The following is a 12,816-nucleotide window of genomic DNA, read 5'->3' as shown; positions in this document are numbered from 1 at the left end:
TTACTTTTGCTTCAAGCCACTGCGGGTATGCGTGACCGTCAAACGTTTGCGCCCGCGCGCGCGTCGCGCGGAAATCACTTTGCGTCCGCCCTTGGTTTGCATTTTGGAGCGGAAGCCGTGCGTGCGCATTCGTTTGAGCCGTTTAGGTTGATACGTTCGTTTCACAATCACTCCTTGTTCTGTAAGATAGCGCGGCGCATTATACCTAGAAACGGACAAATGAGCAAATAACCGAACGAAAAATTGCCGCTTGACAATTCGTTCGAGTTATAGTAGGATTGTGTTTGGGAACGTTCCCATAAATTCGCCCCGTCGTTTCACGACGGAGTACGTTGAGCAGTGATGCCATGGAATACACTCGCGGATGAGTAGCCCTAAAAACCAACCTACCCGACCGACCATCATTCACGTCGCACGCGCGGCAGGCGTTTCCAAATCCACCGTGTCGCGCGTCCTCCAGGGCGACGCGGCGTCCGTCAAAGCGGAAACGCGCCAAGCGGTTACGCGCGCGATCCACAAACTGGGCTACGAGCACAACGCCATCGCGAGTAGTCTTCGCACCGCGCGCACGAATACGGTCATGCTGATCGCCCCCGACATCGCCAATCCCTTCTGGTCCGAAGTGACACGTGGTTTGCAAGACACGATGGAGCACGCCGGTTATTCCGTCGTCGTCGGCAACGGCGACTGGGACCCGCATCGCGAAAATCAGTTTCTCAAAACCGCGCGCCGCAATCGCTTCGATGGGGTCGCGATCAATCCGACGACGATTCACTGCCGCGAACTGCGCGCGACGGGCATCCCCACCGTGATCCTGGGTATTCGCGATGGCTTTCCCCAAATTGATATGGTCGGCTCCGATAGTTATCGCGGCACGCTCGATGCGCTGACCTACCTGTATCAAAAGGGACATCGCCGCATCGGTTTTATTCACGGTCGCTACGATACCGATCCGGGACACGCGCGGTATCAGGCGTACACGGATTTTGTCAAACAACACAACCTGCGTCTCGATCCAACCTTCATCGTTCAAGTTCCCTTCGATCGCGCCGGCGGCGAACGCGGCATGCAAACCTTGCTGAGTTTGCCGAAACCGCCGACCGCGGTCTTCGCCTCGAACGATATTCTCGCGATTGCCGCGATGCAACGCGCCGCGCAACTCGACGTCAAGATTCCGGCGGATATTTCGATCATCGGCATGGACGATATTTATCCGGCTTCGATGATGACGCCGCCGTTGACAACGATGGCGAAGCAAAAGTACGAGATCGGGTGCCAAGCCGCGCAATTTCTGATCGAACGGATCGCGGGCAACGCGCCGCGCGAAGGACGCCGGTGCGTTCTGCCGTGCACGCTCATCGAGCGCGGTACGGTCGCGCCGCTGCATACGTAAATTTTTTTCGATATTCTTGGGAACGTTCCCGCAAATTATCGGCTAGAGGCAATGTATGCTTACACGCGCTGAACTGATCGCGAATCGAAAATGGTGTACGGAAAAATCCTTGGGCGGTCTCATCGGCTTGGCGGTCGGCGATGCGCTCGGCGACCTGGGGCGCCGCGACGATTATCGCAAACGCTATGGCATCGTGACGAATCTGTACGCGGACGCGAAAAGCACGGACGACACCGAGTTCGCCTTGCTCACCGCGCGCACGCTACTCGATTGTCGCGGCGACTTGACGACCGCGGCGGTGGTCACGGCGTGGCAGCGTTACATCATTGATAACGGCGGCGTGTTCGAGCGCGGCGGCATGCCGCAGTACGGCGCGGTCGCCAATCTGAAACGCGGCGCGTTGCCGCCCCTCTCAGGTCAAGACAATGTGGCGAATTACGATGACGGCGCGGCGATGCGCGTTGCGCCGATCGGCATCGTCTGCGCGGGCGATGTGAAACGCGCCGTCGCGTTCGCCGAGACGGACGCGCAGATCAGTCATTCCGCCGATGGCATCTGGGCGGCGCAAGCCGTCGCCGCGAGCGTCGCCGTCGCAATGGTCAACGCCTCGGTCGAAGAAATTGTCGCGACCGGCATCGCGCAAATTCCGGCAGACAGCTGGCTGGGTCGCGCGACGGCGCGCGCGATGAAAATTTGCGACGAAGAAAAAACGATTGAGAATGCGTGGGAGCGTTTGCACACCGAGTTGTGGACGCCCTCGCATTCCGCGAGCGCCGAAGCGATTCCGCAAATCTACGCGCTCTTTCGGTTGACCCAGGGTGATTTCAAACGTGGCATGTTCTGGGCGTGCAACTTTGGTCGCGATGCGGACACGCTCGGCGCGGTCATCGGCGCACTGTGCGGCGCACTTCACGGCATCGGCATCATCCCGGAAAAATGGATCGCCTCCGTTCGTCGTCCCGCCGGCGTGTGCCTCAAATTTACCGCGCACGAAGATATCGTTTCGCTGGCTGAACAATTGGCAGAATTGATTCATTGAAAACGGAAAGGAGGAATCGCGAACCTAGAAATTTTTCGCATCGCCACGCGTTCAAATAATGATTACCCACTCTCGAGGAGGAGAAAAAATGTCTGACCAAATTTTATCGCGCCGCGAATTTTTGCGCGCGAGTGTTCTCACCGCCGCCGGTCTGGTTGCCGCGTCCTGCGCGCCGACGCCAACGGCGACCCCAGTGCCGCCCACCGCTGTACCGGCGGTAAAACCAACTGATGTGCCCAAGCCCGCGGCGACTGCCGCTCCGCCGCCTACCACTGCGCCCACCGCGATTCCCGCCACGGCGGTTCCGCCCACCGCGCGTCCCGTGACAACGATTGATTGGTGGACTGTTGCCGGCGCGGATGTTGGCAATCAAGCCGATCAAGAAGCTCTCGCCGCAGAATTCGCGAAAAGCCCCGCCGCATCCTGGGTCAAAATGAAACAGACCTTTTTGCCGGATGATGGCTTTTCGGAAAAGATGAACACCGTGCTCGGCACCGGTTCCGGCGTTCCCGATGTGACGACGTTCTGGGATGCCGGCTGGTTCCCGCAGGCGACCGATCTGCGCGAGTACATCGCGCGCGACAAAGTGGACATCACCATGTACTCCAAGGTTCACTTTGATTCGCGTTGCCGCTTTGGCGACAAGATCATCGGCATGCCCATCGGCGTTGGCGCGACGATGTACTTTTACAACACCGCGTTGTTCGACGAAAAAAACATCAAGTACCCCGAGTGGGGTTACACGATGGAGCAGTTCCTGAACGATGCCGTCAAGATCACGAATCGCGACAAGAAGATTTTTGGCGCGACGATGCAGACGCGTATCTGGCGCGCGGAAATGTTCGCGTTCGGCGCGCGCCCGTTCAGCGAAGATGGCAAGACCGTCGCGGGTTACATGAACGGACCGAAAGCCGTCAAGGCATACGAGTTCTTTTACGATCTCGCGCAATCGGGCGCTGTTCCCACTGCCGCCGAATTCCAGGTCTTGCAAACCGCCGGCACCGGTCCGCTCGATCTGTTCAACACCGGGCGTCTCGGTTTCGCGCCGCTCAACAACGGACAATTCTTGCTCGTGGACAAAGCCGGCGTCAAGTTCGGGCTTGTGCACAATCCTACGGTCGCCGGTGAAGACGTCATCACCAATGGCTGGACACTCCAAATCGGTATCCCGAACGCAAGCAAGAACAAGGATGCCGCGTGGGAGTACTTGAAATGGTTTACCGGCGAGCCAGGACAAAAATTCTTGATGAACCGCAACAACGGGTTCACGCCGACGATTCCCGCGCTGTGGAAGAGCCACCCCGCCGCGAATGACAAACGCGTCCAATTCTTCTTCAAGATTCTCGAGACGAAACAAGTCTGGGAATTCTCCGGGCGCTTCCCGTACTTTAGCAAGGTCACGCGTTTGAACCAGGATCTGTACGATCAGATTTACCTGGGCAAGATCAAGCGCAGTGAAATCCAGGGCGCGCTGGACAAAGCCGTGCCCGAGGCGCAAAAGATCGTGGACGACGAACGCAAGAAACTTGGTTTGTCGTAGTGCTCTGGATGTTGGAAATTGGAGGTTGGAGGTTGGATGCGATTACCATCTACTTCCAACTTCCAACCTCCAACCTCCAACTTCTAATTTCCACCTATGAACATCAAACGCCCGGTTATACGCGAAGCGATTGAAGGATACATTGGCATCAGCCCCTGGTTGATCGGCTTTCTCGTGTTCACCCTGGGTCCAATGCTCGCTTCGCTTTATTTCGGATTTACGAACTGGCGCATCACGACCGAGCCGCGATGGGTCGGCTTGGACAACTACATCGAGATGTTCACCGGCGACCGCGATTTTTACCAGGCGCTGCGCGTGACGTTCACGTACGTCATCATCGCGTTGCCGCTGAATCTCATCTTTGGTCTCGCGCTCTCGCTGTTACTCAATCACAAGTTGCCGGGCATCGGCATCTTTCGCACCGTGTTTTATCTGCCGACGGTTTTGTCCGGCGTCGCGGTGGCGCTGATGTGGATGTGGTTGCTCAATCCCGATTACGGTGTGGTCAATTCGATTCTAGGAGCCGTCGGCATCCCCGGACCCAAATGGTTTTTCGATCCGGACACCGCGCTGTTGAGTATCGTCTTGATGAACTTGTGGCGCGTCGGCGGCAGCGCGATCATTTATCTCGCTGGCTTGCAAAACATTCCGCCGCATTTGTACGAAGCCGCCGAAATGGACGGCGCGGGGATCTGGTCGAAATTGTGGAATGTGACGATTCCGATGCTGACGCCGACGCTATTCTTTCAACTCGTGATGGAAGCGATTGACGCGTTCCAGGTGTTCACCGCCGCGTACATCATCACGGACGGCGGACCGATGCGCTCGACCTTGTTCTACATGCTCTACATGTTCCGCACCGCGTTCACCGATTTCGAAATGGGGTACGCGTCCGCGCTCGCGTGGGTGCTCGGCATCATCATTTTGATTTTCACCGCGCTCGTGTTCAAGAGTTCGCCCTTGTGGGTGTACTACGAATCGGAAGCGAAGAGGTAGACGATGGCAACGCTTGCGGCATCTCGTCAATCGCGCGCGCGCTTTTTCTCGTCGCAGATGTTGGCGCGGCGCGCCAATTCGATCCTCGTTTTCCTGACCTTGTTGTTCCTCGCCGTCGTCGTCATCGGCATCCCGGTCGGATGGGTGTTTCTCACGGCGCTCAAAGACGCCAAGCAAATTTTCGCATGGCCCCCCAACATTTTTCCAGATCCGATTCGCTGGGACAATTACACCGGCGTGATCGAAAGTCTGCCGTTTCTGCGCTTTGCCGCCAACACGTTGTTCATCGCGGTGATGAACATTATCGGACGCGTCTTGTCGTGCAGTCTCGTCGCGTTCACGTTCGCGCGGCTGCGTTTCCCCGGTCGTGATTTTCTTTTTATGCTCCTGCTCTCGACGATGATGATTCCGCACCAGGTCACGCTCATCCCCACGTTCGCACTGTTTCAAAAACTGGGTTGGGTCGGCACGTACTTGCCGCTGATCGTTCCCTCGTTTTTCGGCGACGCGTTCTTCATTTTCCTGATGCGCCAGTACATTATGACGCTGCCGCGCGATCTCGACGAAGCCGCGCGCATTGACGGCGCGACGACCTGGGATATTTTCGCGCGCATCATCATGCCGCTCTGCATTCCGCCGATGGTGTTGATCACGGTGCTGACGTTCTTGTGGAAATGGAACGACTTTTTGAATCCGCTGATCTACATCAGCAACTATGATGATTACACGATTCAACTTGGCTTGAACATGCTCAAGGGACGTTTCAATATCCAGTGGGGCATGATTATGGCGGGGTCGCTCCTCGCTATGTCGCCGTGCGTCATCATTTATTTCTTGACGCAAAAGTACTTGATCGGCGGACTCGCGAATGTGGGAATTAAAGGATGAAAGATGAAAGATGACAAAAGTGAAGAACGCGAATCGGATTTCATCTTTCATCTTTCATCTTTCATCTTTTGGGTTATTACTGACGGCGTGCGCCCAATCTCCGTCGTTCACTCCTCGCCGCGCGTTCACCGCCGCGCTGCTCGATAATCGCATCTACGCCATTGGCGGATGGAACGGGCAGGCGACGCAACTCAATGTGGTCGAATCACTCGATCCGCAAACGCTTCAAGCGCAGTCTGCTCCAGAGTTGAACATCGCGCGCAGTCAGCACGCGAGCGTCGTCGCCGACAACGCGATCTGGGTCATTGGCGGGTGGAGCGCAGACCGCGGACTCGTTTCCGCGGTCGAGGTTTTTTCGCCAACCAAAAACTCTTGGCGCATCGGAACGCACTTGCCGACGCCGCGACGTGAACCCGCCGCGGCGTTGTTGGGTCGGCGTATCATCGTCGCGGGTGGATTCAACGGTGTGAACGACGGCGAGATTGACGGCTATCTCGATGTGGTCGAAGCGTACGATCTTGACACCCAGGCATGGCAACGCCTCGCGCGATTGCATGTCCCTCGACGTGGCTTGACGATGGCGGCGGTCGAAAATCAGCTCTACGCCATTGGCGGATACGTTGCGGGCGACGGTTATCTCAACACAGTCGAACGTTATGACCCAACCCAGGACGCGTGGCAGACGCTCGATTGGAAAATCGTCGCGCGCACCTGGACGGCAACCGTCGTCGCCGAATATTCCATCGTGATTCTCGGCGGATACAATCGTGACGGATTCCTGGGTCTCGTCGAGCGCATTGATCCGCGCACTGGACGAACCTGCAATCCATCGCCGATGCGTTTTCCGCGATCCTGGTTTGCGGCTGTGCCGTTTGGCAATCGCGTGCTCACCCTCGGCGGCGAAGAGGCGGATCGTATTGGCAACACGATTGAGTGGATTGAGCTTGGATGCGTGAAACGTGAATAACCAATTACCATTTACGAATTTTGAATCACGAATTCCCGGTTTTATTTGCCGCGCCCAGGGCGCGCTCTTCGGCGTCGCGATTGGCGATGCGATGGGCGCGCCAGTCGAAGGACGCAGCGCCGCCGAAATTCGCGCGCAGTTCGGACGCATTACCGGCTTTGTGAGCGATGCCGCCGTCGGTACGGACGACACCGATTTTACATTGTTCAACGCGTACTTGCTGATCCAACATGGCGCGAGCATCACACCCGACCAGGTTGAAGCCGAGTGGCGCGACAAACTGCTTGCGCCGAACCGCGCGTATCGTCCCGGCGGTTTCAGTGATGTCATCTCGACGCGCAATCTCGCGGCGGGATTACACGCGCCGCACTCCGGCGCGTTCAATCAACAAATGTGGAGCGATGGCGTTGCGATGGCGATCAGTCCTGCCGGAATTATCGCGGCGGGCAAGCCGGAACTTGCCGCGCGACTCGCGACGACGCTCGGCGGTGTGTCGAATGGACGCGATGGAATTTTCGCCGCGCAAGCCGTCGCCGCCGCGATCAGTGTCGCGATGATCGGCGCATCGCCGGATGAAATGTTGCGCGCCGCGCTCGATGCCGTGCCAGAAAATTCGTGGACGCATCGCGCGCTGGAGCGCGCCGCGCGGGTCGCGCAAAATTTGCCGGACGATCTCGACGCCGCACTCGAAAAATTGAGCGACGAGTTGGTCGTGTCGTGGTGGCACTGGGCAGACCTCGTGACCGAAGCGGCGCCACTCGCGTTCGGCGCGTTCCTCGCGACGCGTGGCGATTTGCGTCGCGCGATTCCGGCGGGTGTGATGCTGGGGCGCGATGCAGACACGATTGGCGCAATCGTCGGCTCGCTCGCCGGCGCGTACAGCGGACGCGACGCGATTCCAAACGAATGGCTCGCGCGCGCAACCGTCGCGCCCGGCAAGTGCATCGGTTTCGTCGCGGGCATGAACATCGAGCAGGTCGCGGAACAACTTGTGGGGCAAATTTCCAATTTGCCGACCATAACGGGGCAAATTGGAAATTTGCCCCACGCGGATGAAACACAATGAACAATTCTGCCAGTGCCGGCGCGCGCGGCGCAGATGTTCGCTCCGATTGCTGGGTTCTGGTCGAGAAATCGGGTGCGCCGACAATTCAAATCAAAAGCAAGGTCGCCGCGCTCTACGGCGATTCGATTCGCGCGTTGATCGGATCAACGCTTGCCGCGCTCGACGCATCCGATTTGTCGGTGACGTTGGAGGACAGCGGCGGATTGCCATTCACACTGATGGCGCGCCTCGAAGCGGCGGTGAAACGTTTGCGCCCGGACACTTCGTCCGTGTGCCTACCTGACCTCAACCCCGCCGCGCAGTACTCGATTGCGCGCGAACGCTTGCGGCGCACGCGTTTGTACCTCCCCGGCAATACGCCGAAATTTTTCGTCAATGCCGGTTTGCACAAACCCGACGCGATCATTCTCGATCTCGAAGATGCGGTCTCGCCGGACGAAAAAGACGCGGCGCAAATTCTCGTTCGCAACGCGTTGCGCGCAGTGGATTTTTACGGCGCAGAAAAAATGGTGCGCGTCAATCAACTGCCGCGGGGACTCGACGATGTACGCGCGCTCATTCCGCACGGCGTCCACACGTTTTTGATTTCCAAAGTTGAAAGCGCGGATGAAATGCACGCGGTGGAATCTGTCATTGCGAGCCGCGAAGCGGCGAAGCAATCTCCAGATTTGGACGTTGGACGTTGGACGTTGGACGTTGGAAATGATGCATCAAGCCAAACTATCCGACCTCCAATCTCTAATTTCCAATTTCCAATCTCCAACCTCCAACCTCCATTTCTGATTCCGATCATCGAAAGCGCGCGCGGTGTTCTGCGGGCGTTCGAGATCGCCAGCGCATCGCCGCGCGTCATCGCACTGGGGCTGGGTCTGGAAGATTACACCAAAGACATTGGCGCGGAACGCTCCGCCGAGGGGCGCGAGAGTTTGTGGGCGCGCAGTCAAATCGTCAACGCGGCGCGCGCGGCTGGCGTCACACCGCTCGGCTCGGTGTTCAGCGATGTCGCGGACGAAACTGGGTTGCGCGCGTTCGTGAACGATGCGCGCGCGATGGGATTCGAGGGCATCGGCTGTTTGCATCCGCGCCAAGTGCCAGTTGCTCATCACGCGTTTGCGCCGACGCCGGACGAGATCGAAAACGCGTGTCGCATCGCGATCGCGTTCAAGCAAGCGCGCGCGTTGGGACTGGGTGTCGTCGCGCTGAACAACAAGATGATTGACGCGCCGGTCGTCGCGCGCGCACAGCGCACGATTCGCCTCGCGCGGGCGATGGAGTGCTTGCCTGCCGAGTGGGAACCGCGTGTGCGCGATATCGAATAAAATGGAATAGGACGCGGATGTACGCGGATTTTTATTTTTATCTGCGTCCATCCGCGTCCAATTTGAGGATTGATGATGCAACAGATTGAAAACGCCGCTGGGAGAATGGCGCCAACCCAGGTCAATGGGCGCGCGGTTGTGTCGTATCAAGGCGTCGGTAAATTTATTCCGCAAGGTCGCCATGCCGCGCCGCCGATTCGCGCGTGCGCGCAGTACGCGCCGGACGGCAACAAGGTCGCACCGAGTTTGATCGAAGCGTTGCGCCGCGCGGGTTTGCGCGATGGGATGACGATTTCATCGCATCACCATTTTCGCGATGGCGATTTGTTGATGGCGCAAGTGTTCGCGTCCGCAAAAGAGCTGGGTGTGCGCGATCTCGTGTGGTTGCCGACCGCGGTTTTTCCATCCCAGGAACCTCTGCTCGCGCATCTCGATAGCGGATTGATTCATCACATCGAAGGTAGTTTGAACGGACCAATCGGTCGTTACGCATCGCTCGGCAAAATGCGCGGCACGGGCGTTCTGCGTTCGCACGGCAGTCGCTATCGCGCGATCCAGGACGGCGATGTGCGCGTGGACATCGCGATCATCGCCGCGCCCGCCGCCGATGCGTTCGGCGATTGTTCCGGCGTCGGCGGACGCGCGGCGTGCGGTCCGCTCGGATTCGCGCTCGCCGATGCACAGTACGCCGATCATGTGATTGTGGTGACGGATACGCTCGTGCCGTTTCCGTGCGTGCCCTGGCACATCCAAGGCAATTACGTGGATCAAGTCGTCGTCGTGGATCAGATCGGCGATCCGGCGAGAATCGTTTCGGGGACAACCCAGGTTACAAAATCGCCGGATCATTTGTTGATCGCCGAGTACGCCGCGCGATTCGTGCGCGATGCCGGGATCATGCGCGATGGTTTTTCGTTCCAAGCCGGCGCGGGCGGCACGAGTCTCGCGTTCACAATTTTTCTCGGCGCGATGATGCGCGACGCCAAGATCAAGGCGCGATTTATTCGCGGCGGCTCGACGCGTTACCTGGTCGAATTGCTCGAGCAAGGTCTGTGCGATTACATTCTCGACGGGCAGAGTTTCGATCTCGACGGCGTGCGCTCGCTGCGCGACAATCCGCGCCACTTGCCGACGAGTCCGTTCACGAGTTACAATTATCATGGCAAGGGCAATTTCGCATCGCTGCTCGATTGCGTCGTGCTGGGCGCGACCGAGATTGATTTGGATTTCAACGCGAACGTCGTGTCACATTCGGATGGATATTTATTGCACGGCATCGGCGGCTGGCAAGACGCGTTGTTCGCGCGTTGCACGATCCTCACCGCGCCCTCGTTCCGTGACCGCATCCCAGTCATTCGCGATCAACTTACAACGCTATGCGGTCCCGGCGAATTGATTGACGTTGTTGTCACCGAGCGCGGCATCGCGATCAATCCGCGTCGCCAGGATTTGTTCGATGCGTTGCGCGGAACAAAATTACCTCTCCGCACGCTCGCCGAATTGAAAGCCGAAGCGGAATCAATCTGCGGCGGCGCGCCGCAACCCGCGCGCGTGGGCGAGCAAACCATCGCGGTTGTGACCTGGGTTGATGGCACGATCATGGACAGCGTCAAACAAGTCGTCGTGTAGGGGCGAGGCATTTGCGTAATGGCACTCGCTTGAGAAATCGTCTGGCAAATGCCTCGCCCCTACCAGGTATTCTAATGAACCCATCTCTTTTTGAAAAATCCTACGGCGCACTCCTGGGTCTCGCGTACGGCGATGCGATTTCCTTTCCCGCGCTCTTTCATCGCACGCATCAATTCGTCGAGCGGCGACGCGAATTCTTGTGGCGCACGAATCGCGATTCCGCGCGCAACCGCATCCTGCGTTTGACAATGCCGTTCACGCATCGCAACGCGCTGGAAACGCTCGAACCATTTCCAACCGACGACACCGAGTACGCCGTGTTCACCGCGCAAACGTTGTTGCACGCGCGCGACATTTCTGCTGCGACATTTTCTGCTGCGTGGCGCGAACGCATCGTGCCGATGGCGGATCGCGTGCTCACTGGTTTTTCCGAACGCGCGGCAATCGAAAATTTCAAGCGTGGACTCGAACCCCCGGCGACGGGCAACGACAATCCCCAGCATTACGACGATTCTGCGGTTGCGCGCGCCGTACCGATTGGCTTGCTCTGCGCCGGCAATCCCGAACGCGCCGCGCAGATCGCGCAATGGGATGCTCAAGTGACGAATGCGGAAGATGGCATCTCTGCCGCGCGCGCAATGGCAGTCGCCATCGCGTTGCTCGCGTCCGGTGAAAATATCAGCGACGCGTTGACGCGTGCGCGTGCGGAAGTTCCGACAGACTCGTGGCTCGCGCGCGGCGATCAACTCGCGCGCGAGGGTGCACGCGACGCGTCGAGTCCGCAAGATTTGCTGCTTGCGTTGACCAAGCGTGTCATCAACACGGTGTACTCGTACGGCAACGCCGCGCCGGAAACTTTGCCCGCCGCATTCGCGATAATCGAAGTGTGGCGCGGCGATTTGCAGAGCGCGGTGCTGCTCGCGAACGCGATTCCGAAATCGGCGGATTCACTCCCCGCGATGGTCGGCGCGTTGTGCGGCGCGCATCAAGGCGTCAGCGCGATCAGCGAAACGTGGCGCGCACAGTTGAACGTGTGTCGCGGCTTGTGTTTGCCATTCGTTGCCGGCGCGCGGCTCGATGAATTGGCGCGCGCGTTGATGTAGGGGCGACCCGTGTGGTCGCCCGTATGGGCGCGCACGAGGCGCGCCCCTACAAATCGAAATGACTCTACAATCTAAAACACTCGAAACGCAAATCACCAAAAGGGTCCGACTCAATTATCTTTTGCATTTGCCGCCGGACTATGATCCTGCCAAACAATTTCCACTGATTTTCTTTTTGCACGGGCGCGACGAACGCGGCGATGACGTGGAAATTTTGAAACGGCACGGCATTCCCAAATTGATTGGTGAGCAACCGGATTTTCCGTTCATCGTCGTTTCGCCGCAATGCCCGGCGGATTCCGATTGGTCAGTCGAGATGGATGGCTTGATCGCGTTGCTCGATCACATCACGACGAATCTCGCGGTGGATGAATCGCGTGTGTATCTCACCGGCTTGAGCATGGGTGGGCGCGGCGCGTACCAGCTCGCTGCACTGCAACCGCATCGTTTTGCCGCGCTCGCGCCGATCTGCGGTCCGCGCCCGGATGTAATGCGGCGCGCCGAACGAATGCGCGCGTTGATTCATTTGCCGATTTGGATTTTTCACGGCGCGCTTGATTCGATCGTATCGGTGGACGAATCTATCAAAATGGCGGATGAACTGAAATCACTCGGCGGCGATGTGCGACTGACGATTTATCCGGACGCGAAACACGATGCGTGGACACGCACGTACGGGAATCCGGAATTGTACGAATGGATGATGGCGCACAAAAATTTTGGACGCAGATAAACGACACTGTAGCACCGTTACTGATACGTCGGAAATTTTACCGCCGAGGCGCGGAGCACGCTGAGAACGCAGAGTTCTTTTGATTTTTCTCTGCGCCCTCTGCGTCTCGGCGGTAAACACCAAATTCGCAGTAGCAATGCTAC

The 12,816-nt window shown here is 58.3% G+C and carries 12 protein-coding genes; 11 read left to right on the top strand and 1 reads right to left on the bottom strand.

All coding sequences use genetic code 11. The features are described from left to right. A complete protein-coding gene (gene rpmH, locus HY868_16990) occupies nucleotides 1–165 on the bottom strand; it encodes a 50S ribosomal protein L34 (GenBank protein ID MBI5303835.1) in 165 nt (54 codons plus the stop codon). Between the two features lie 199 nt (nucleotides 166–364). Between rpmH and HY868_16985 the strand changes: the two genes are divergently transcribed. The 11 genes from HY868_16985 (at nucleotide 365) to HY868_16935 (ending at nucleotide 12,673) form a co-directional block, all read left to right on the top strand. Next, nucleotides 365–1,393, top strand: a complete 1,029-nt coding sequence (locus HY868_16985) for a LacI family DNA-binding transcriptional regulator (protein ID MBI5303834.1) — start codon at nucleotides 365–367, stop codon at nucleotides 1,391–1,393. A gap of 55 nt (nucleotides 1,394–1,448) precedes the next feature. Beyond that, on the top strand, nucleotides 1,449–2,432 hold the full coding sequence (locus HY868_16980) for an ADP-ribosylglycohydrolase family protein (GenBank protein ID MBI5303833.1): 984 nt from the start codon (nucleotides 1,449–1,451) through the stop codon (nucleotides 2,430–2,432). An 88-nt stretch (nucleotides 2,433–2,520) separates the two neighbouring features. Further along, complete coding sequence (locus HY868_16975) at nucleotides 2,521–3,972, top strand: extracellular solute-binding protein (protein ID MBI5303832.1); 1,452 nt, start codon at nucleotides 2,521–2,523, stop codon at nucleotides 3,970–3,972. A 96-nt stretch (nucleotides 3,973–4,068) separates the two neighbouring features. Next, nucleotides 4,069–4,968: a sugar ABC transporter permease gene (locus HY868_16970; protein ID MBI5303831.1), complete on the top strand. Its 900-nt coding sequence runs from the start codon at nucleotides 4,069–4,071 to the stop codon at nucleotides 4,966–4,968. Nucleotides 4,969–4,971: 3 nt separating this feature from the next. Beyond that, nucleotides 4,972–5,856, top strand: a complete 885-nt coding sequence (locus HY868_16965; GenBank protein ID MBI5303830.1) for a carbohydrate ABC transporter permease — start codon at nucleotides 4,972–4,974, stop codon at nucleotides 5,854–5,856. Between the two features lie 10 nt (nucleotides 5,857–5,866). Then, the gene (locus HY868_16960; GenBank protein MBI5303829.1) at nucleotides 5,867–6,823 is read left to right on the top strand and encodes a hypothetical protein; all 957 of its coding nucleotides are present in this window, start codon (nucleotides 5,867–5,869) and stop codon (nucleotides 6,821–6,823) included. Next, on the top strand, nucleotides 6,816–7,889 hold the full coding sequence (locus tag HY868_16955) for an ADP-ribosylglycohydrolase family protein (protein ID MBI5303828.1): 1,074 nt from the start codon (nucleotides 6,816–6,818) through the stop codon (nucleotides 7,887–7,889). The genes HY868_16960 and HY868_16955 overlap by 8 nt, the downstream gene beginning before the upstream one ends. Then, complete coding sequence (locus HY868_16950; GenBank protein ID MBI5303827.1) at nucleotides 7,886–9,208, top strand: citrate lyase ACP; 1,323 nt, start codon at nucleotides 7,886–7,888, stop codon at nucleotides 9,206–9,208. The genes HY868_16955 and HY868_16950 overlap by 4 nt, the downstream gene beginning before the upstream one ends. 75 nt (nucleotides 9,209–9,283) lie before the next feature. Next, nucleotides 9,284–10,837, top strand: coding sequence for a citrate lyase subunit alpha (locus tag HY868_16945; GenBank protein ID MBI5303826.1), 1,554 nt, complete (start codon nucleotides 9,284–9,286; stop codon nucleotides 10,835–10,837). Between the two features lie 74 nt (nucleotides 10,838–10,911). Next, the gene (locus HY868_16940) at nucleotides 10,912–11,940 is read left to right on the top strand and encodes an ADP-ribosylglycohydrolase family protein (GenBank protein MBI5303825.1); all 1,029 of its coding nucleotides are present in this window, start codon (nucleotides 10,912–10,914) and stop codon (nucleotides 11,938–11,940) included. 58 nt (nucleotides 11,941–11,998) lie between these two features. After that, nucleotides 11,999–12,673, top strand: a complete 675-nt coding sequence (locus HY868_16935) for a prolyl oligopeptidase family serine peptidase (GenBank protein ID MBI5303824.1) — start codon at nucleotides 11,999–12,001, stop codon at nucleotides 12,671–12,673. Nucleotides 12,674–12,816 lie beyond the last annotated feature (143 nt).

The sequence above is a fragment of the Chloroflexota bacterium genome, from assembly GCA_016219275.1.
In the GTDB taxonomy this organism is placed as follows: domain Bacteria; phylum Chloroflexota; class Anaerolineae; order UBA4142; family UBA4142; genus JACRBM01.
This window is presented reverse-complemented; position numbering and strand designations above follow the sequence as displayed.